Annotated in this window: 14 protein-coding genes, 2 rRNA genes and 1 pseudogene; 13 read left to right on the top strand and 4 right to left on the bottom strand. The window is 55.5% G+C overall.

From position 1 onward, the window contains the following. The first annotated feature begins 6 nt into the window (after positions 1-6). From nrdF to emrB, 8 genes are all read left to right on the top strand, one after another. On the top strand, positions 7-966 hold the full coding sequence (gene nrdF, locus HFD95_RS10670; protein WP_010257777.1) for a class 1b ribonucleoside-diphosphate reductase subunit beta: 960 nt from the start codon (positions 7-9) through the stop codon (positions 964-966). Between the two features lie 501 nt (positions 967-1,467). After that, positions 1,468-2,664: a glycine betaine/L-proline ABC transporter ATP-binding protein ProV gene (gene proV / locus HFD95_RS10675; protein WP_010672155.1), complete on the top strand. Its 1,197-nt coding sequence runs from the start codon at positions 1,468-1,470 to the stop codon at positions 2,662-2,664. Continuing rightward, a complete protein-coding gene (proW, locus tag HFD95_RS10680) occupies positions 2,661-3,752 on the top strand; it encodes a glycine betaine/L-proline ABC transporter permease ProW (protein ID WP_010257782.1) in 1,092 nt (363 codons plus the stop codon). Before proV ends, proW begins: the two co-directional genes overlap by 4 nt. A gap of 61 nt (positions 3,753-3,813) precedes the next feature. Further along, on the top strand, positions 3,814-4,812 hold the full coding sequence (proX, locus tag HFD95_RS10685) for a glycine betaine/L-proline ABC transporter substrate-binding protein ProX (RefSeq protein WP_010257785.1): 999 nt from the start codon (positions 3,814-3,816) through the stop codon (positions 4,810-4,812). Positions 4,813-5,024: 212 nt separating this feature from the next. After that, positions 5,025-6,212, top strand: coding sequence for an MFS transporter (locus HFD95_RS10690; protein ID WP_010672153.1), 1,188 nt, complete (start codon positions 5,025-5,027; stop codon positions 6,210-6,212). A gap of 302 nt (positions 6,213-6,514) precedes the next feature. Beyond that, on the top strand, positions 6,515-7,045 hold the full coding sequence (gene mprA, locus HFD95_RS10695) for a transcriptional repressor MprA (RefSeq protein ID WP_003850381.1): 531 nt from the start codon (positions 6,515-6,517) through the stop codon (positions 7,043-7,045). Between the two features lie 150 nt (positions 7,046-7,195). After that, positions 7,196-8,368, top strand: a complete 1,173-nt coding sequence (gene emrA / locus HFD95_RS10700) for a multidrug efflux MFS transporter periplasmic adaptor subunit EmrA (protein ID WP_010257791.1) — start codon at positions 7,196-7,198, stop codon at positions 8,366-8,368. A gap of 16 nt (positions 8,369-8,384) precedes the next feature. Beyond that, positions 8,385-9,920, top strand: coding sequence for a multidrug efflux MFS transporter permease subunit EmrB (gene emrB / locus HFD95_RS10705; RefSeq protein ID WP_010257793.1), 1,536 nt, complete (start codon positions 8,385-8,387; stop codon positions 9,918-9,920). Positions 9,921-9,956: 36 nt separating this feature from the next. On the opposite strand, the gene HFD95_RS10710 is transcribed toward emrB, so the two are convergent. Continuing rightward, the gene (locus tag HFD95_RS10710) at positions 9,957-11,138 is read right to left on the bottom strand and encodes a tRNA/rRNA methyltransferase (protein WP_010672152.1); all 1,182 of its coding nucleotides are present in this window, start codon (positions 11,136-11,138) and stop codon (positions 9,957-9,959) included. Between the two features lie 159 nt (positions 11,139-11,297). On the opposite strand from HFD95_RS10710, the gene trxC reads away from it, so the two are divergent. From trxC to HFD95_RS22130, 5 genes and pseudogenes are all read left to right on the top strand, one after another. Then, positions 11,298-11,717 (top strand): thioredoxin TrxC, encoded by a 420-nt coding sequence (gene trxC, locus HFD95_RS10715; RefSeq protein ID WP_010257800.1) that lies wholly within the window; start codon positions 11,298-11,300, stop codon positions 11,715-11,717. Between the two features lie 81 nt (positions 11,718-11,798). After that, complete coding sequence (locus tag HFD95_RS10720) at positions 11,799-12,476, top strand: tRNA-uridine aminocarboxypropyltransferase (RefSeq protein ID WP_022624064.1); 678 nt, start codon at positions 11,799-11,801, stop codon at positions 12,474-12,476. 138 nt (positions 12,477-12,614) lie between these two features. Beyond that, on the top strand, positions 12,615-15,272 hold the full coding sequence (locus HFD95_RS10725; RefSeq protein WP_010672150.1) for a bifunctional acetate--CoA ligase family protein/GNAT family N-acetyltransferase: 2,658 nt from the start codon (positions 12,615-12,617) through the stop codon (positions 15,270-15,272). Positions 15,273-15,389: 117 nt separating this feature from the next. Next, positions 15,390-16,745 carry a CDP-diacylglycerol--serine O-phosphatidyltransferase gene (pssA, locus tag HFD95_RS10730; protein ID WP_029519515.1) on the top strand — a complete coding sequence of 452 codons (1,356 nt, stop codon included), beginning with the start codon at positions 15,390-15,392 and terminating at the stop codon, positions 16,743-16,745. A 26-nt stretch (positions 16,746-16,771) separates the two neighbouring features. Beyond that, a pseudogene (locus tag HFD95_RS22130) lies at positions 16,772-17,092 on the top strand (YfiM family lipoprotein). Between the two features lie 9 nt (positions 17,093-17,101). Here HFD95_RS22130 and HFD95_RS10735 read toward each other — a convergent pair. The 3 genes from HFD95_RS10735 to HFD95_RS10745 all read right to left on the bottom strand — a co-directional run. After that, on the bottom strand, positions 17,102-18,391 hold the full coding sequence (locus tag HFD95_RS10735) for an MFS family transporter (protein ID WP_031594658.1): 1,290 nt from the start codon (positions 18,389-18,391) through the stop codon (positions 17,102-17,104). Positions 18,392-18,668: 277 nt separating this feature from the next. Continuing rightward, positions 18,669-18,784: ribosomal RNA gene (gene rrf / locus HFD95_RS10740) — 5S ribosomal RNA — on the bottom strand. A 198-nt stretch (positions 18,785-18,982) separates the two neighbouring features. Further along, positions 18,983-20,017, bottom strand: a 23S ribosomal RNA gene (locus HFD95_RS10745); the annotation flags it as partial.

The following is a 20,017-nucleotide window of genomic DNA, read 5'->3' on the forward strand; positions in this document are numbered from 1 at the left end:
AAAACGATGAAACTAAAACAGATTCAGGCAATTAACTGGAACCGCATTCAGGATGACAAAGATCTTGAAGTGTGGAATCGTCTCACCAGCAACTTCTGGCTGCCCGAGAAAGTGCCGCTCTCCAACGATCTGCCCGGCTGGCAGACGCTGGATAAACAGCAGCAGCAGCTGACCATCCGGGTGTTCACCGGCCTGACGCTGCTCGACACTATCCAGAACGTGATCGGCGCGCCGGGGCTGATGGAAGATGCCATTACCCCGCACGAAGAGGCGGTGCTGTCGAATATCAGCTTTATGGAAGCGGTGCATGCCCGCTCCTACAGTTCGATCTTCTCAACGCTGTGTAACACCCAGGATGTGGATGCCGCTTATCAGTGGAGTGAAGAGAATGCGCCGCTGCAGAACAAGGCGCGCATCATTCTGGAACACTACCAGGCCGATGATCCGCTGAAGAAGAAGATCGCCAGCGTTTTCCTGGAGTCGTTTTTGTTCTATTCCGGCTTCTGGCTGCCGATGTACTGGTCGAGCCGTGGCAAGCTGACCAACACCGCTGACCTGATTCGCCTGATTATTCGCGATGAAGCGGTTCACGGTTACTACATCGGTTACAAATATCAGCAGGCGCTGGCTGCCGCTGACGATCTGCGCCGCGAAGAGCTGCAGCAGTTCGCCTATGATCTGCTGCTGGCGCTGTATGAGAACGAAGTGGCTTATACCGAGGCGCTCTATGCCGATGTCGGCTGGGTAGAGGAGGTGAAAACCTTCCTGCACTACAACGCCAACAAAGCGTTGATGAATCTGGGCTATGAGGCGCTGTTCCCGGCGGAGCTGACAGCGGTGAATCCGGCCATTCTGTCGGCTCTGTCGCCCAACGCCGACGAAAACCACGACTTCTTCTCCGGTTCAGGCTCCTCCTATGTGATGGGAAAAGCGGTCGAAACCGAAGACGAGGACTGGAATTTCTGAGGGTTACCGGGTGCTGTTTTGTCAGCATCCGGTTTTCTCTGGCAGTGCCGTGTCAGCCGCGCCATTCCGTCTAATCATAAGAAAAAAATATTACTGCAAAACAGCCTGACTATTTCACCGTTTGTTGATTCTGCCCCTCCCCGCATTTCCTTTTTTTTCGACCAATTATTCCACTGAATCCGATCGTTTCAGGCGTGATTATTTCCCTGCATCGGAATCCATTATTTCCGTAATATTTCACCCTGGTGACGCTTGTTTTTCTCCCTTTCACGCGGCAAATCGGCTGAAATGCCAAAAACCCGCCAATGATTTCACAAAAAATTAATCCACGTTTATCCCTTGTGAGCACTGAAGATAATCGGCATCTGAATGTCCCGCGGCCGGTCAATATTCCACTTCAGGGTTGTCAGATAACGTCAGTGTGCTACGGTATGGCCTGCTTAAATTTCAGCGGGAACGACAGGATAATATTAGATATTTCAACCAGGATTTAATGACTGCATGGCTATTAAGCTCGAAGTAAAAAATCTCTATAAAATATTTGGCGACAATCCGGATCGCGCGTTTAAATATATTGAAAAGGGTGCGACCAAAGATGTCATTCTTGAGAAGACCGGGCTCTCCCTTGGCGTAAAGAACGCCAGTCTGGCCATTGAAGAAGGCGAGATATTCGTCATCATGGGGTTATCCGGTTCAGGAAAATCGACCATGGTTCGCCTTCTCAATCGTCTGATAGAGCCGACGCGCGGCCAGGTGATTATTGACGGTGTCGATATTGCCAAAATATCAGCCAGCGAACTGCGTGACGTGCGCAGAAATAAAATCAGCATGGTATTCCAGTCATTTGCTTTGATGCCGCACATGAATGTATTAAATAATACGGCATTTGGCATGGAATTAGCGGGAGTCGCACTGGCTGAACGCCAGGAAAAAGCACTGGAAGCGTTACGTCAGGTCGGGCTGGAGAATTATGCGCACGCTTACCCGGATGAACTTTCCGGAGGGATGCGGCAGCGCGTCGGATTAGCCCGCGCACTGGCCATCAATCCCGACATCTTATTAATGGATGAGGCCTTCTCCGCTCTGGATCCGTTGATTCGTACTGAAATGCAGGATGAACTGGTTAATTTACAAGCCAGGCATCAGCGCACCATCGTCTTTATTTCCCACGATCTTGATGAAGCGATGCGTATTGGCGACCGTATTGCCATTATGCAGGGCGGCGAAGTGATACAGGTTGGTACGCCGGATGAGATCCTGAATAATCCGGCCAATGACTATGTCCGCACCTTTTTCCGTGGCGTCGATATCAGCCACGTATTCAGCGCCAAAGATATCGCCCGTCGTAGCGCGGGAGCGTTGATCCGCAAAGCGCCAGGTTTCGGCCCGCGCTCCGCCATTAAGCTGCTGCAGGATGAAGACCGCGACTACGGCTACGTGCTGGAGAAACAGAAGTTTCTTGGCGTGGTCTCCACCGACTCGCTGAAAGCCGCGCTGGCAGCAGGTCTGGGACTCGATAGCGCCCTCCTCGACTCGCCAGCCGCGGTGCCCGCCGATACCTCACTGAGCGATCTGCTCTCGCACGTCGCTCAGGCGCCCTGTGCGGTGCCAGTGGTCGGCGAGGAGAATCAGTATGTCGGTATCATTTCCAAAAGCACGCTATTGCGCGCGTTAGATCGTGAAGGAGCCCAGCCATGAGTCAGGAAACCACCAATCCGTGGGATAGCGGCACCGCCGCCAGCAGTCAGGCTGCGCCCACCAGCAGCGGCGGTGCCGATGCCTGGGGCACGCCCGATGGCAGCGCGACACCCGATGCAGCCAGCAGCAGTGACTGGCTCAACAGCGCCCCCGCGCCCGCGCCGGAACATTTCAATATCATGGATCCGTTCCACAAAACCTGGATCCCGCTTGATCACTGGGTGACTACCGGCATCGACTGGGTGGTCAACCATTTCCGCCCGCTGTTTCAGGGTATCCGGGTACCGGTTGACTATATTCTCAGCGCCTTTCAGCAGCTGTTGCTGGGAATGCCCGCGCCGGTAGCGATTCTGGTGTTTGCGCTGATCGCCTGGCAGATCGCGACACCCGCCATGGGCATCGCCACGCTGGTATCGCTGATCTTGATTGGCGCAATTGGCGCCTGGTCGCAGGCGATGGTCACGCTGGCGCTGGTGCTTACCGCGCTGATGTTCTGCATTCTCATCGGCCTGCCGCTGGGGATCTGGCTGGCCCGCAGTGAACGGGCAGCGCGTATCGTACGTCCCTTGCTGGATGCGATGCAGACAACACCCGCCTTTGTCTATCTGGTGCCGATTGTGATGCTGTTTGGTATCGGCAACGTGCCAGGCGTGGTGGTCACGATTATCTTCGCCCTGCCACCGATTGTACGTCTGACTATTCTCGGCATTAAGCAGGTGCCCGCCGATCTGATCGAAGCGAGCGAATCCTTTGGTGCCAGTCCGCGTCAGCTGCTATTCAAAGTGCAGTTGCCGCTGGCGATGCCCACCATTATGGCGGGCGTTAATCAGACCCTGATGCTGGCGCTGTCGATGGTGGTGATCGCCTCGATGATCGCCGTGGGCGGACTCGGTCAGATGGTGCTGCGCGGTATTGGCCGTCTCGACATGGGGCTGGCTACGGTGGGTGGCGTAGGGATTGTGATCCTTGCCATTATCCTTGACCGCCTGACCCAATCGTTTGGTCGCGATAGCCGCAGCCGCGGTAATCGCCACTGGTATCACACCGGCCCGCTGGGCCTGATCTTCTCTCCTTCGCGTAAAAAATAATCTGTCGGGCGGCGCCTGCGCGCCGCCCATCCTGACGCGACATCTGAAATAAGGAATGACTATGCGCAACAGAGCCTCTCTGCTCGCCGCCGTGGTAACCACGCTGGCCGTTTCACACGTCTCCGCTGCCGATCTGCCGGGCAAAGGTATTACGGTACAACCCATACAGAGCACTATCGCTGAAGAGACTTTTCAGACCCTGATTGTCAGCCGCGCGCTGGAAAAACTCGGCTATCAGGTCAGCAAGCCGAGTGAAGTGGATTACAACGTGGGCTACACCTCTATCGCCGCTGGCGACGCCACCTTTACCGCGGTGAACTGGCAGCCGCTGCATGACGACATGTACAAAGCCGCCGGTGGCGATCAGAAGCTCTATCGTCAGGGAACCTACGTTACCGGTGCCGCCCAGGGTTATCTGATTGATAAGAAGACCGCCGAGAAATATCACATCACCAATATCGAACAGCTGAAAGATCCTAAGATCGCCAGCCTGTTTGACGCCAACGGCGATGGCAAAGCGGATATGACCGGCTGTACGCCAGGCTGGGGCTGTGAAGCGGTGATTAATCATCAGAACAGCGCCTTCGGTCTTAGTGATACCGTAACCGCCAATATGGGTAACTATTCGGCGATGGTGGCGGATACGCTGGCACGCTACAAGCAGGGTAAACCGATCCTTTATTACACCTGGACGCCCTACTGGCTGAGCGATGTGCTGAAGCCGGGCCGCGATGTGGTCTGGCTGCAGGTGCCGTTCTCTTCGCTGCCTGGCGAACAGAAGGATGTGGATACTAAGCTGCCAAACGGCGCGAACTACGGTTTCCCGGTTAACACCATGCACATCGTCGCCAACAAAGCCTGGGCGGCGAAAAACCCGGCGGCTGCCCGTCTGTTTGCGGTCATGAAGCTGCCCATTACCGATATCAATGCTGAAAACTCAGCAATGCATGCCGGACAAAACTCAGAAGAGGCGATTAACCGTCATGTGGATGGCTGGATTAAGGCGCATCAGGCTGAGTTCGATAAATGGATCAGCGAGGCGCAGGCCGCCGCGCAATAACCTGAAAACATTTCCGCCTCAGGGTGGTTGATAAAAGTGCTGGCTCAGTGAGCATACGCTTTTAGTCGGGCAGTTATCTGAGGGCAGAAATTTTTCTGCCCTTTTTTTATGCCTGCTTTCCCGACTGGTATGGCCTGTTAATAAACATGCGTGTGAAATAGTTTTTTGAGTTACTATTAACCTCAAATGATTATTAGCGACCGATGCTGTTTATGAATGCGACTCGCCAGGGTCTGACGCCTGCTTTAGTAATGCTGATGTCAGTAGCAACCGGCCTCTGCGTAGCCAGTAATTACTACGTTCAGCCACTACTGAATACCATCGCCCAACAGTTTGATCTCTCTGTCAGCCTCGCCGGATTTATTGTCACCACGGCGCAGCTGGGCTACGCCTGCGGTCTGCTGCTGCTGGTGCCGCTTGGCGATCGGTTTGAACGACGCAGCCTGATTGTTACGATGATCCTGCTGGCTGCTGCGGGCATGGTGATTATCGCCCTTTCGCACTCCTTTCTCTTTTTACTGCTGGGCACGGTGATGACCGGCCTGTTCTCGGTCGCCGCACAAATCCTGGTGCCGCTGGCCGCCACGCTGGCAGAGCCGGAGCGGCGCGGCAAAATAGTGGGAACGGTAATGAGCGGTTTGCTGCTGGGGATTCTGCTGGCGCGCACCGTGGCAGGCGGCCTGGCGCAGCTTGGCGGCTGGCGTACCGTTTACTGGACTGCCAGCCTGCTGATGGTGGTGATGGCCCTGGCGCTGTGGCGATCGCTGCCGCGCGTGAAACAGTCCGTGCCCATGAGCTATCCGCAACTGCTGGCCTCCATCTTTCGCCTGTATGCGGGTAATCGGGTGCTCCGCACCCGCGCCTGGACCGGCTGCCTCTCCTTTGCCAATTTCAGCCTGCTGTGGACCTCAATGGCCTTTCTGCTCGCCGGGGCGCCCTATCACTTCTCAGAGGGCGAGATTGGCTTGCTGGGGCTGGTCGGTGCCGCGGGTGCGCTGGCCGCACGTCAGGCGGGCGCGCTGGCTGACAAGGGTAAAGCGAAGCTGACCACCCAACTGGGCCTGCTGCTTATGCTGCTGTCGTGGGCCGCCATTGCGTGGGGCGCGGAGCAGCTTGCGCCGCTGATCGTCGGCATCCTGCTGCTGGATCTGGCGGTACAGGCCGTCCATATCACCAATCAAAGCGTGATCTACGCGCAGATGCCGGAGGCGCGGAACCGTCTTAATGCCGGTTACATGACCAGCTACTTTATGGGTGGCGCGGCCGGCTCACTGCTCTCCGCGACCGCTTACCATCTTTGGGGCTGGTATGGCGTCTGTGGCGCTGGCGCGCTGCTGACTGTGGTTAATCTGCTGATTTGGGCAGCCGGATCGCGCTTTGAGCCGGAAAAAATCAACTGAAGCCTGGCCGGACAGCGCATTGCGTCTGGTCACAAATGGTTAGGTTTGTTATGGTTAGTAGCAAACCTATTCACTTCAGTTATTTTTCCCCGCGATATTATTAAATTTGCCCCCTTGTTGATCACGTTCCGGCACAGCGGCTGCCGCCGGACGTACGGGTTTTTGACCCAGGGCCAGGGAATGGCTTGGAATACCTTTGATGGTGAATAGTGATTCTGTCAGCGATCACCTGCCAAAAAGTGACTACGCTTATCCTGTCACCATAGTTATTATACAAGTTGCAATTAGTGAGGTTTTTTTTAATGGAAAGTTCGTTTACTCCCATTGAGCAGATGCTAAACATCCGTGCCAATCGCCATAAGGATTTTCCGTTGCAGGAAATTATTCTGACGCGTCTCTGTATGCATATGCAGGGTAAACTGCTGGACAACCGTAATAAGATGCTGAAAGCACAGGGTATTAATGAAACCCTGTTCATGGCGTTGATTACGCTGGATGCACAGGAAAACCATAGTATTCAGCCCTCTGAGCTCAGCTCTGCCCTTGGTTCTTCGCGCACCAATGCCACGCGCATTGCTGATGAACTGGAAAAGCGCGGCTGGATTGAGCGTCGCGAAAGCGATCACGACCGTCGCTGCCTGCACCTGCATCTGACCGATAAAGGGATGGAGTTCCTGCGTCAGTTGCTGCCACCTCAGCATCAGAGCCTGCAATACCTCTGGTCTTCGCTCTCCGTCGATGAGAAGTCGCAGCTGGAAGGCATCACCCGTAAGCTACTTAATCGTCTTGATAAAATGGATGAAGATCAGCTGATCGCCTCACTGTCCCGCTAATAGCAATAAGTGCGACACAATCACCTGTCGGAATCGTTATTTTAATTTCCTTTTTTATCTGGCCAGCGCTCAGTCGCTGGCTTTTTCGACTCGGGCGCTGGCGAAAAGGGATTTCTGCCGCCCGACTAAATGGAAAACGTGGAGAAAGACATGAGTGCAACGGCAGAAGCACAAAGCCCGCAACCGTCAGCCAACAAAAAGAAGAAGCGCAAAAGTGTGCTCATCGTGCTGGCGCTGATCTTTGTGCTGATTGGTATTGCCTGGGGAGTTTACTGGTTCCTGGTCCTGCGCCATTTTCAGGAAACAGATGACGCCTACGTTGCGGGTAACCAGGTGCAGGTGATGGCACAGGTCTCCGGTAGCGTGAATAAAGTCTGGTTTGAAGATACCGATTTCGTCAAAAAAGGCGATGTGCTGGTTTCACTGGATAAGACGGATGCGGAGCAGGCGTTTGAAAAAGCGCAGACGGCACTCGCCACCAGCGTGCGTCAGACGCATCAGCTGATGATTAATGGCAAACAGTATCAGGCCAGCATTACCTTGCAACAGACCGCTCTGGCGCAGGCACAGGCCGACCTGAAACGCCGTGAGCCGTTAGGTGCGGCTAATCTGATTGGCCGTGAAGAGTTGCAGCACGCCCGCGATGCTGTCGCGACGGCCAAAGCACAACTGGACGTGGCGATTCAGCAATACAATGCGAATCAGGCGATGATCCTCAACACCTCACTGGAAAATCAGCCTGCCGTGCAACAGAGCGCGGCTGAGCTGCGTGACGCCTGGCTGGCGCTGCAGCGCACCGAAATCCGTAGCCCGATGGATGGTTTTGTCTCCCGTCGCAGCGTACAGGTCGGTTCGCAAATCTCCACCAGCACCCCGCTGCTCGCCGTCGTGCCTGCAACGAATCTGTGGGTCGATGCCAACTTTAAAGAGACCCAGCTGGCTGGCGTTCGTATTGGTCAGCCTGTCACCGTGGTTGCCGACATCTACGGTGACGAAGTGGTTTATCAGGGCAAAGTTGCAGGACTGGATATGGGCACCGGCAGCGCCTTCTCACTGTTGCCGGCACAGAATGCCACCGGTAACTGGATCAAAGTGGTTCAGCGCCTGCCAGTTCGTATCGAACTGAATCAGGAAGATATCGCCAGACATCCGCTGCGTATTGGCCTCTCAACGCTGGTTAAAATAGATACCACCAGCAAAGAGGGCAGCGCGCTGGCCACCAGCGCCCGTCAGCAAGCCGCTTACAGCAGCAACGCACTGGCGATTGACCTTGCGCCGGTCAATCAGCTGATCACCGATATCGTCCGCGCCAACGCCGGATGATGACGCGGAGGCTGTAATGGCACAAAAACCGCTTGAAGGAATGCCGCTGGTCCTGATGACCATTGCGCTGTCGCTGGCGACGTTCATGCAGGTTCTGGACTCGACCATCGCCAACGTGGCTATCCCCACGATTGCCGGTAATCTGGGAGCGTCGAACTCCCAGGGAACCTGGGTGATCACCTCGTTTGGTGTGGCCAATGCGATCTCGATCCCGCTGACCGGCTGGCTGGCAAAACGCATCGGTGAAGTGAAGCTCTTTACCTGGTCGACCATTCTGTTTGCTATCGCCTCCTGGGCGTGCGGCATGTCAGACAGCCTGGAGATGCTGATCTTCTTCCGCGTCATTCAGGGGATCGTCGCGGGTCCATTGATCCCGCTGTCGCAAAGTCTGCTGCTCAACAACTATCCGCCTGCCAAGCGCAGTGTTGCGCTGTCGCTGTGGGCGATGACGGTGATCGTCGCCCCAATCTGTGGCCCGATACTGGGCGGCTGGATCAGCGATAACTATCACTGGGGCTGGATCTTCTTTATCAACGTGCCCATTGGTGTGGCGGTGGTAATACTGACGCTGCAAACCCTGCGCGGCCGGGAAACCAAAACCGAAATCCGGCGGATCGATATGGTCGGGCTGGTGCTGCTGGTGGTGGGGATCGGCTGTTTGCAGGTGATGCTGGATCGCGGAAAGGAGCTCGACTGGTTTAACTCGTCCGAGATCATCGTGCTCGGGGTAGTGGCCGTGATTGCGCTGTCAGTCCTGCTGGTGTGGGAGCTGACTGACGATCACCCGATCATAGATCTGTCGCTGTTTAAGTCGCGCAACTTCACCATTGGCTGCCTGTCGATCAGTCTGGCTTATATGCTCTACTTCGGCTCGATTGTTCTGTTGCCGCAGCTGCTGCAGGAGGTCTACGGCTACACCGCAACCTGGGCCGGTCTGGCGTCTGCGCCGGTGGGCATTTTGCCGGTGATCCTGTCGCCGATCATCGGACGCTTTGCCCATAAGCTCGACATGCGACGGCTGGTCACGTTCAGCTTCATTATGTATGCCGTCTGCTTCTACTGGCGCGCGTATACGTTTGAACCGGGAATGGACTTTGGTGCCTCAGCCTGGCCGCAGTTTATTCAGGGCTTTGCCGTGGCCTGCTTCTTTATGCCGCTGACCACCATTACGCTGTCGGGATTGCCGCCGGAGCGCATGGCCGCAGCCTCCAGCCTGTCGAACTTTATGCGTACCTTTGCAGGCTCGGTGGGAACGTCGATTACCACCACTATGTGGAGTAACCGCGAGTCGATGCATCATAGCTACCTGACGGAGTCGATCACCCCGTACAACGTCAATTCGCAGCAGATGTATAGCCAGCTGGAGAGCATGGGGATGACGCAGCAGCAGGCGTCGGCCTGGATCGCGCAGCAGATTACTAACCAGGGACTGATTATTTCAGCGAATGAAATTTTCTGGGCGTCGGCGGGGGTCTTTTTGATTCTGCTGGTGCTGATCTGGTTTGCCCGTCCGCCGTTTAGCGCAGGCGGCGGTGGCGGTGGCGCGCACTGATGTGACACAGCAAAACGGGCCTTTCGGCCCGTTTTTTTATGCGTTCTGACGCCACCATTCGGCGAGCAGTACGCCGGTTGCGACCGAGACGTTAAGGCTTTCTACGTTGCCGGTGCCGCCAATCGACAGGCTCATGTCACCCTGTTTGAACGCGGTATCAGAAAGACCTTCACGCTCCTGCCCTAACACCAGCACCATTTTCTCGGGCAGCTGAGCCTGCGCCAGCGGCGTGCCCTGATGGCTGGAGGTGGTGACGATGGTGTAACCCGCTTTACGGAACGCTTCCAGACCTTCACTGAAGGTTGCGCCGCTGATGGCCTGCACATGCTCAGCTCCGCCTTCTGCGGTACGTACCGCTGCGCCGGACTCCAGCAGTGAGGCGTCGTTCACCAGCAAACCTTTTACGCCAAAGTGCGCGCAGCTGCGCATAATCGCGCCGAGGTTATGCGGGTTGCTGACATCTTCCAATGCCAGTACGCAATCTTTGGTATTCGCCTGGCTCAGCCATTCAGAAACCGCCATACCCATGCGCTTTTTGATCAGGAAGCAGACGCCACCGTGATGCTCAGTGCCTGACGCTTTGGTAATCTCAGCATCTTCCACGACGTGATAGGCTTTGCGGTTAGCCGCCAGCCAGCGCAGCGCTTCGCGGAAACGCGGTGTCACTTCCTGCACGAACCAGGCGCGAACAATCGCTTCAGGACGGCTCTGGAACAGCGCCTGACAGGCGTTCTCACCATAGACGCGCGTCTCTTCGTTACGCTGACGACGGATCTGCTCGGGATCGACGAAGCTCTTGCCGCTGATGCCGCCATGATCCGGCTTATCGCTTTCGGTTGCCGGACGATCTGCTGATGGCGCGCGTGACACAGTGCGCCATGGGGAATCGCTGCTGCCATAGGCGCCGCGATTATCATCGCCACGATCGTTGCGGCGGCCTGCGCCATCGTCTGAACGGCGTGGAGCGCCACGTCCGCCTTCATCACGACGCGGTGAACTGCTGCGACCGGTGTCGTCGCTGCGACGGCCAGCGGAGCGACCACCTTCCTGACTGCGTTCAGTACGGGGGCCAGACGAACGACGATTATCATCCGAACGGGCAGCAGCGTGACCACCTTTGCCTGTACGAGGATTAGGCGCGCGCGCGCTTTTATCGTCCTCGCCACGCACGTACATCACCTTAACCTTACCGCTCTTGCCTTTAAATTCGTCGTTCATGTCTTCCTCCTGCATTGAGAGCGCGCAGATTACCTGATGTGCTGGCGCTTAGCTATCAACTATTGAACCTATAGAGCAATCCAGATTGAGAGGGAATCCGTCCCCTTTCATAATGAACAATATTTATCAGACTGACACTTTTCAACATCAGAGGTTCCTATGAATACGGTATGCGCTTCCTGTCAGGCAACCAATCGCGTTCCTGAAGAACGCCTTGCCGACGTGGCGAAATGTGGTCGCTGTGGAAATGCGTTATTTGATGGCGAAGTGGTGAATGCCACCAGCGCTAACTTTGACAAATATCTGCAGGACGATCTGCCGGTGGTGATCGATTTCTGGGCGCCCTGGTGTGGTCCCTGTGTCAATTTTGCGCCGGTGTTTAAAGATGTCGCCAGTGAACGCAGCGGTAAAGTCCGCTTTATTAAAGTGAACACCGAAGCGGAACCGGCCCTGAGCGCCCGTTTCAACATTCGCAGCATCCCGACCATCATGCTGTTTAAGAACGGCGAGCGGGTCGACATGCTGAATGGCGCGATGCCCAAAGCGCCTTTCAATGAATGGCTGGATGAGTCACTTTAATCTTCAGAGGCCAGCCTGGCTGGCCTTTTCCTTTTCGCGTGTGCTTCGATTACACTGACGTTTTTCCTGCCCTGAATACTCATGTCTGATAATGCTGTTTTGCGCTTGCGCACCCAACGCCTGGCCCGATCCACCCGTCCTTTCCTCGCGCGCGGGAATCGGGTCATCCGCTGTCAGGGCTGCCTGCTGCCAGAAGTCAACTGTCTCTGCAGTCAGATCGTACCGCAGTCCGCCCGTAGCCGCTTCTGCCTGGTGATGTTCGATACCGAGCCGATGAAGCCGAGCAACACCGGCCGGCTGATTGCCGATATTCTGCCGGATACCCAGGCTTTTGGCTGGTCACGCACCGAGCCGGATCCGCTGCTGCTGGCGGCGGTGCGCAATCCCGATTATCAGCCGCTGGTGGTTTTCCCGGCCGCTTATGCCGACCCCGGTCGCGAAGTGCTGACAACGCCGCCCGTCAGTGGCAAGCCGCCGCTGTTTATTATGCTGGACGGCACGTGGACCGAAGCCCGCAAAATGTTCCGTAAAAGCCCCTGGCTCGACGCCCTGCCGGTGATGTCGCTGGATGTCAGCACCCCGTCGCGCTATACGCTGCGTGAAGCCCACGGCGCAGGTCAGCACTGTACTGCTGAAGTGGCCGCGGCGCTGCTGGCGCAGGCGGGCGATCGGCTGGCAGCTGAGGCGTTATCTCACCATTTTGATCAGTTCCGCGCGGCCTACCTGGCAGGGAAACCGCACCACGCCGGACAGGTTTAATCGCCCAGTCACCTCCTGGCGGGAGCGTCCCTGCGGTGACAGAGATTAAAATCGGAATGCGCAGCCTGCGATCTGCCCGGAAGCACTGCCAGCAAAAAGCGTTTACAATCACGCAAATCCCGAACTCTGGAGAGCGAGATGAGCCAACGCGGACTGGAAGCGCTGTTACGACCTAAATCAATTGCGGTGATTGGTGCCTCGGTCACGCCAGGGCGCGCCGGATATTTTATGATGCGTAACCTGCTGGCGGGCGGTTTTAGCGGCCCGGTGTTGCCGGTGACGCCGAAATATAAAGCGGTCAGCGGCGTACTGGCCTGGCCCACCATCGACAGCTTACCTTTCGCGCCAGACCTGGCAGTGATCTGCACCCACTCAAAACGTAACCTCGAACTGCTGCAACAGCTCGGGGAGAAAGGTTGCAAAGCCTGCATTATTCTCTCTGCGCCCGCCAGCCAGTCTGCCGAACTCAAAGCCTGTGCCAGCCAGTGGCAGATACGTCTGCTGGGCCCGAACAGTCTTGGCCTGCTGGCCCCCTGGCAGGGATTGAATGCCAGCTTCTCGCCAGTGCCGATAGAGAAAGGCCGTATCGCATTTATCTCCCAGTCCGCCGCCGTATCCAATACCATTCTCGACTGGGCGCAGCAGCGTAATCTCGGTTTCTCCTGGTTTATCGCGCTGGGTGACAGTCTGGATACCGATGTCGATGATCTGCTCGACTTCCTGGCTCGCGACGGTAAAACCAGCGCTATCCTGCTCTATCTTGAGCACCTCAGCGATGCGCGTCGTTTTGTTTCTGCCTCACGCAGCGCCTCCCGTAATAAACCGATTCTGGTGATCAAGAGTGGTCGCAGCCGGGAAGCACAGGCGCTGCTGGGCACCCACAGCGGTCTGGACGCCGCCTGGGATGCAGCCATTCAGCGTGCCGGGTTACTGCGGGTGCAGGATACTCATGAGCTCTTCTCCGCCGTTGAGTCGCTGAGTCATATGCGGCCGCTGCGTGGCGACAGGCTGATGATCATCAGTAATGGTGCCGCCCCCGCCGCGCTGGCGCTGGATGAGCTCTATGCCCGCAACGGGAAACTGGCGCAGCTCAGCGAGCAGACGATTCAGCAGCTCGAGGCGCTGTTGCCCGCTGGCGCAGGCCGCGGCAACCCGCTGGATTTAAAAGATGACGCCACAGCAGAACGTTATGCCGCCTGCACAGAGATCCTGCTCGACAGCCATGAACTTGATGCATTGATGATTATTCATGCGCCAAGCGCGGTCGCGCCCGCGACTGAAACGGCCGGACATCTGATCGACACCATCGCCCGTCACCCGCGCGGTAAGCTGGTGACGCTGCTGACCAACTGGAGCGGCGAGTTCTCTTCACAAGCCGCGCGCCGAGCCTTTACGCAGGCGGGGATACCGACCTGGCGCACGCCAGAGGGAACGGTGACCGCTTTTATGCATCAGGTTGAGTACCGCCGTAACCAGAAGCAGCTGCGCGAAACCCCTGCCCTGCCCGCCACCCTGAACCTGGACAGTGCCCATGCACACCAGCTGCTGTCACAGGCGCTGGAGCGCGGTGTTACTGCGCTGGATACCCACGAAGTGCAGCCGGTACTGCAGGCTTACGGGCTGGCCACGCTGCCGACCTGGATCGCCAGTGACAGTAAGGCGGCAGTGGCCATTGCCGATCAGATTGGCTACCCGGTGGCACTAAAATTGCGTTCACCCGATATCGCGCATAAATCGGAGGTGCAGGGCGTGATGCTCTACCTGCGTAATGCCAGCGAAGTGGAGCATGCCGCTGAGGCCATTTTTGATCGGGTAAAACAGACGCTGCCGCAGGCACGTATCGAAGGGCTGCTGGTTCAGAGCATGGCGAGTCGTGCAGGCGCACAGGAGCTGCGGGTCGTGGTCGAACAGGATGCCCTGTTTGGCCCGATCATTATGCTGGGGGAAGGCGGCGTTGAATGGCAGGCCGATAAACAGGCTGCCGTTGCCCTTCCCCCGCTGAATATGACGCTGGCACGCTATCTGGTGATTCAGGCGATCAAGAGCGGAAAAATCCGCAGCCGCAGCGCGCTGAATCCGCTGGATATCCCCGGTTTAAGCCAGCTGCTGGTGCAGGTCTCTAACCTGGTGGTGGATTGTCCGGAGATCCAGCGACTGGATATTCATCCGCTGCTGGCTGCGGGCAATGATTTTACCCTGCTGGATGTCACCCTGACGCTGGCTCCGTTCCACGGCGATAACGAAGCACGGCTGGCAATACGTCCTTATCCTCAGCATCTGGAAGAGCAGGTAGAGTTAAAGGATGGGCAATTCTGCCTGTTCCGGCCCATTCTGCCAGAGGATGAGCCCCTGCTGCGCGATTTCATCAGTCAGGTCACCAAAGAAGATCTCTACTACCGCTACTTCAGTGAAATCAGTGAGTTTACTCATGATGATCTCGCCAACATGACCCAGATCGATTATGACCGCGAGATGGCGATTGTGGCGGTACGTCAGCATCATGGACGATCCGAGATCATCGGCGTCACCCGCGCTATCTCTGATGCAGATAACATTGATGCGGAGTTTTCGGTGCTGGTCCGTTCCGACCTGAAAGGCTTAGGCATGGGCCGTCGTCTGCTGGAAAAGATGATCCGCTATACCCGGCATCACGGCTTGCAACAATTGAACGGTATCACCATGCCCCATAACCGCGGCATGATTACGCTGGCACGAAAGCTCAACTTTCATGTTGATATTCAACTGGATGACGGTATTGTCAGCCTGAAATTGTCTTTACAGAATGAGATCAACTAACCTTGTAGAGAAAGGTAAAAAACGTTCGAATCGGCGAAGTTGATGTTATTATTTGTGGTTATAACCCTGATTTGATGGCAAAAGGCCATGCAATGAACAGAGAAGAAGTGCACTGTGATGTTGTCTAAATTTAAACGTAACAAACACCAACAACACCTCGCACAGCTGCCGAAACTGTCACAATCCGTTGCGGATGTGTCGACACTTTACTCGCCTGCCGAATTTCGCCAGACGTTGCTGGAGAAGATTGCGGCAGCGCAGACTCGCATCTGTATTGTTGCGCTCTATCTGGAAAATGATGACGCCGGACGTGCCGTCATGGATGCGCTTTATAGTGCGAAGCAGGCGCGGCCGGAGCTGGATATCTCGATTCTGGTTGACTGGCACCGTGCGCAGCGTGGGCGAATTGGCGCAGCGCGAGGCGTAACCAATGCCGACTGGTATTGCGAAATGGCGACACGTTATCCGGATATTGCCATCCCGGTTTATGGTATCCCGGTCAATACCCGTGAAGCGCTGGGCGTGCTCCACCTTAAAGGGTTCATTATTGATGATATGCTGCTCTACAGCGGCGCCAGCATCAATGATGTCTACCTGCATCAGCATGATAAGTATCGCTATGACCGTTATCAGGTTATCCGTAATTCCCAGCTGACAGATACGATGTATGACTGGATCACGCTCAATCTGAAGTCAGCAGAGGCGGTAAACCGACTCGATTTTGCTGAGCGCCCCTCAAGTCCTGAAATTAAAAATGAGACACGCCAGTTCCGTCAGGACCTGCGCGGTTTCAATTATCAGTTTGAAGGGAATGCCGGCAACGATGAACTGACGGTCACGCCGCTGGTCGGTCTGGGTAAGCATAGCCTGCTCAATAAAACCATTTTCCACCTGATGCCCTGTGCGGAACAGAAGCTGATCATCTGTACCCCCTACTTCAACATGCCCGCCTTGCTGGTACGTAATATCATTCATCTTCTGCGTCAGGGAAAACAGGTTGAGATCATCGTCGGCGATAAAACAGCCAATGACTTCTATATTGCGCCCGATCAGCCGTTCAAAATCATCGGCGCACTGCCTTACCTGTATGAAATCAATCTGCGTCGCTTTATGAGCCGTTTGCACTACTACGTTACGACCGATCAGCTGGTCGTGAGACTGTGGAAGGATGGCGAGAACAGTTATCACCTTAAAGGAATGTGGGTTGATGATGAATGGCAGCTGATTACCGGTAATAACCTCAATCCACGTGCCTGGCGGCTCGATCTGGAAAATGCGGTGCTGATCCACGATCCTCATCAGGAGTTAGCGGCTCAGCGTGAGAAGGAGCTGACGTTAATCCGGCAGAACACGACGGTAGTGACGCATTTCCGTGAGCTTGAAAGTATTGCTGATTACCCGGCCAAGGTGCGCAAGCTGATTCGCCGTCTGCGCCGGATACGTATCGATCGCCTGATCAGCCGGATTCTTTAATCGCTGCGGCCAATAAGGCATCTGCTATGCGAAGTGTGCTGCTTGCTGGGCTGTTGTGTAATGGATGCGCCCATATGGCAAAAGATCAGTAGAGCGGACGGGATAAAGCGGAGCATTTTGTCGCCTCTGCAGTTCTGGCCGCTGCCGGTAGTGAATATGGGAAGGCAGCGTCAGCACCATTCTGACCGGCAAAGTCAGACTATCGGCATCCTGTTTTCATTACCCCTGGGGCAGGAAAAGAGTGATATGACAGCCGCCCAAATGGCAGCAGCTGGAGCTGGAAGGATTGCGCATGGGATGCCGCCGGTGCTGCCAGCGGCATTGCCCTGTGGAATCTGAGTCAGTAGCTTTCTCTGTTAAAGCTTAATCCCCTTACCGCGCTTGTGCAGCAACAGCGACACCAGAAATGCCACCGCGCCCATCGCTGAAACATACCAGAAGAAAGTCGTCTCAATCCCCTGCTGCTTCATCAGCAACGCAACATACTCTGCCGACCCACCGAAGATCGCATTCGCTACTGCGTAAGATAGTCCTACACCCAGTGCGCGCACCTGTGGCGGAAACATTTCTGCTTTAAGAATGCCACTGATGGCGGTGTAGAAGCTGGTAATCAGCAGCGCCAGCATGATCAACAGGAAAGCCACACCAGGGCTCTGCACGTTTTGCAACAGCGTCAGAATGGGGACCGTACAGATGGCCGCGCCCGCGCCAAAAATCATCATCGAGGTGCGACGACCGATTTTATCTGACAGGGCACCGATAATCGGCTGAATCAGCATAAAGACCAGCAAAGCACCGGTCATCAGGCCACTGGCGGTTTTAGGATCCATACCTGACGTATTAACCAGATACTTCTGCATGTAGGTAGTGAAGGTGTAAAAACTCAGGGAGCCGCCTGCGGTGAAACCCAGCACCATGAGGAAGGGACGAGTATGATTACGCAGTAACCCGATTACGCTACCCGCATCGCGATGTTCGCGGCTCGTCTTATCTGAGGTCTCTTCCAGTGAACGTCGTAACCATAATGCGACAACGGCGAGGAGTGCGCCGAGGAAGAACGGAATACGCCAGCCCCAGCTTCGCAGTTCTGCATCCGTCAGCAGAAATTGCAGGACCACGACGGTGAGTACCGCCGCTAACTGGCCACCAATCAGCGTGACATACTGGAATGAGGCGTAGAATCCTTTGCGTCCTTCCAGAGCCACTTCGCTCATGTAGGTTGCACTGGTCCCATATTCTCCGCCCACCGATAATCCCTGAAACATACGCGCCAGCAGCAGAATGACGGGCGCAGCCACACCGATTGTTTCATAACCGGGTAAGCAGGCGATCACCAGCGAACCAAAACACATCATGCAGACCGAAACCAGCATCGAATTTTTTCGGCCATGTTTGTCGCCGATATAGCCAAACAGCCAGCCGCCAATCGGACGCATTAAAAATCCTGCCGCAAAAACGCCCGCCGTCTGTAACAACTGAGTGGTGGTATCGCCCTGCGGAAAGAAAATGTGGGCAAAATAGAGTGAGAAGAAGGAGTAAACGTAGAAGTCGAACCACTCAACCAGGTTACCCGATGACGCGCCGACGATAGCCCAGATACGTTTCTTTGTATCATCCGTCTGAGTTTTATTATTTGTGGGTGCCATGCCTTACCTCTGTTCCTTGCTGATCAACAGCGTTTAAAGGAGTGAGTAAAGCATTTAAGTCTACTGAAGGTAAAGGCGGCGTAATCCGAGATTATTATTGTGAGCCATGTCGCTAATTATCGAAAAATCAGCGGGTTGCTGGTCATTCAGAAGTGAATAATGGGGAGTTAAGGGTGACATACCGCGTGCCTGCAGATCATATTTTCAGCTTAACGTGGCAAAGTGCAGACGTAAAAAAGCCCCGCACTTTCGTGCGGGGCTTCTTCACTTATTTAATGCCTGGCAGTTCCCTACTCTCGCATGGGGAGACCCCACACTACCATCGGCGCTACGGCGTTTCACTTCTGAGTTCGGCATGGGGTCAGGTGGGACCACCGCGCTAAAGCCGCCAGGCAAATCTTGGTGCACGAAACGAATCTTTTACGCCATGACCGCGTTGCCATCGCTCAGCCACACCGGTCACATACTTCAGTATGCTCCCGCTGACGTCCTCGCTCTGCGCCTTGTCACGCCGCAAAATCTTTCGTTTCCGCTAATTTTTATCCGGTACAGGCTGAAAATTGTGTCTCTCAAAAACGCCTCTGGCGTTGTAAGGTTAAGCCTCACGGGTCATTAGTACCGGTTAGCTCAACGCATCGCTGCGCTTACACACCCGGCCTATCAACGTCGTAGTCTTCAACGTCCCTTCAGGACTCTCAAGGAGTCAGGGAGAACTCATCTCGGGGCAAGTTTCGTGCTTAGATGCTTTCAGCACTTATCTTTTCCGCACTTAGCTACCGGGCAATGCCATTGGCATGACAACCCGAACACCAGTGGTGCGTTCACTCCGGTCCTCTCGTACTAGGAGCAACCCCCCTCAATTCTCCAGCGCCCACGGCAGATAGGGACCGAACTGTCTCACGACGTTCTAAACCCAGCTCGCGTACCACTTTAAACGGCGAACAGCCGTACCCTTGGGACCTACTTCAGCCCCAGGATGTGATGAGCCGACATCGAGGTGCCAAACACCGCCGTCGATATGAACTCTTGGGCGGTATCAGCCTGTTATCCCCGGAGTACCTTTTATCCGTTGAGCGATGGCCCTTCCATTCAGAACCACCGGATCACTATGACCTGCTTTCGCACCTGCTCGAGCCGTCACTCTCGCAGTCAAGCCAGCTTATGCCATTGCACTAACCTCACGATGTCCGACCGTGATTAGCTGACCTTCGTGCTCCTCCGTTACTCTTTAGGAGGAGACCGCCCCAGTCAAACTACCCACCAGACACTGTCCGCAGCCCGGATTACGGGCCTACGTTAGAACATCAAACATTAAAGGGTGGTATTTCAAGGTTGGCTCCACGCAGACTGGCGTCCGCGCTTCAAAGCCTCCCACCTATCCTACACATCAAGGCTCAATGTTCAGTGTCAAGCTGTAGTAAAGGTTCACGGGGTCTTTCCGTCTTGCCGCGGGTACACTGCATCTTCACAGCGAGTTCAATTTCACTGAGTCTCGGGTGGAGACAGCCTGGCCATCATTACGCCATTCGTGCAGGTCGGAACTTACCCGACAAGGAATTTCGCTACCTTAGGACCGTTATAGTTACGGCCGCCGTTTACCGGGGCTTCGATCAAGAGCTTCTCCTT

It is taken from the genome of Pantoea sp. EKM10T (assembly GCF_011800685.1).
In the GTDB taxonomy this organism is placed as follows: Bacteria; Pseudomonadota; Gammaproteobacteria; order Enterobacterales; family Enterobacteriaceae; genus Pantoea; species Pantoea agglomerans.

Excerpts from the sequence above, each read along its gene's own strand:
- nrdF (WP_010257777.1), top strand. The coding sequence starts at position 7 with ATGAAACTAAAACAGATTCAGGCAATTAACTGGAACCGCATTCAGGAT.
- proV (WP_010672155.1), top strand. The coding sequence starts at position 1,468 with ATGGCTATTAAGCTCGAAGTAAAAAATCTCTATAAAATATTTGGCGAC.
- proW (WP_010257782.1), top strand. The coding sequence starts at position 2,661 with ATGAGTCAGGAAACCACCAATCCGTGGGATAGCGGCACCGCCGCCAGC.
- proX (WP_010257785.1), top strand. The coding sequence starts at position 3,814 with ATGCGCAACAGAGCCTCTCTGCTCGCCGCCGTGGTAACCACGCTGGCC.
- HFD95_RS10690 (WP_010672153.1), top strand. The coding sequence starts at position 5,025 with ATGAATGCGACTCGCCAGGGTCTGACGCCTGCTTTAGTAATGCTGATG.
- mprA (WP_003850381.1), top strand. The coding sequence starts at position 6,515 with ATGGAAAGTTCGTTTACTCCCATTGAGCAGATGCTAAACATCCGTGCC.
- emrA (WP_010257791.1), top strand. The coding sequence starts at position 7,196 with ATGAGTGCAACGGCAGAAGCACAAAGCCCGCAACCGTCAGCCAACAAA.
- emrB (WP_010257793.1), top strand. The coding sequence starts at position 8,385 with ATGGCACAAAAACCGCTTGAAGGAATGCCGCTGGTCCTGATGACCATT.
- HFD95_RS10710 (WP_010672152.1), bottom strand. The coding sequence starts at position 11,138 with ATGAACGACGAATTTAAAGGCAAGAGCGGTAAGGTTAAGGTGATGTAC.
- trxC (WP_010257800.1), top strand. The coding sequence starts at position 11,298 with ATGAATACGGTATGCGCTTCCTGTCAGGCAACCAATCGCGTTCCTGAA.
- HFD95_RS10720 (WP_022624064.1), top strand. The coding sequence starts at position 11,799 with ATGTCTGATAATGCTGTTTTGCGCTTGCGCACCCAACGCCTGGCCCGA.
- HFD95_RS10725 (WP_010672150.1), top strand. The coding sequence starts at position 12,615 with ATGAGCCAACGCGGACTGGAAGCGCTGTTACGACCTAAATCAATTGCG.
- pssA (WP_029519515.1), top strand. The coding sequence starts at position 15,390 with ATGTTGTCTAAATTTAAACGTAACAAACACCAACAACACCTCGCACAG.
- HFD95_RS10735 (WP_031594658.1), bottom strand. The coding sequence starts at position 18,391 with ATGGCACCCACAAATAATAAAACTCAGACGGATGATACAAAGAAACGT.